Below are 315 nucleotides of genomic sequence, written 5' to 3'. Positions count from 1 at the left end.
AGATAAGAAGACAAAAGTAACTGGAGAAGCAAAACCAGTAGATCCAACAAATGATCCACAAGACACAGGTGTAAAGGTAGAAAACAAAGATGACGATACTAAGATATCTGCAAAAGATGAAGACGGAAACAAAGTTGAAGTTGAAATCGATGAAGATGGAAAAGTAATCGTAACACCAGGAGAAAATGTAGACGGACCTATTACAGTTACAGTAGAAGATCCAGATATAGATGGTGGAAAGAAAGAAATTGAAGTACCAGTAAATGGACATGAAAAAGGCAGAGATGATAACAACTCTGACGAACAACCTGGAGA

General features: G+C 37.1%; 1 protein-coding gene. It reads left to right on the top strand.

Annotation, left to right across the window (positions count from 1 at the left end; genetic code table 11):
• Window positions 1-315: hypothetical protein (locus HMPREF3023_RS09400; RefSeq protein ID WP_168165789.1), on the top strand; the 315-nt coding region annotated here is incomplete at both ends.

Source organism: Peptoniphilus sp. HMSC075B08, assembly GCF_001815405.1.
Classification (GTDB): Bacteria; Bacillota; Clostridia; order Tissierellales; family Peptoniphilaceae; genus Peptoniphilus_A; species Peptoniphilus_A harei.
The sequence above is the reverse complement of the archived record's forward strand: the minus strand, read 5'-3'. Positions and strand labels throughout refer to the sequence as shown.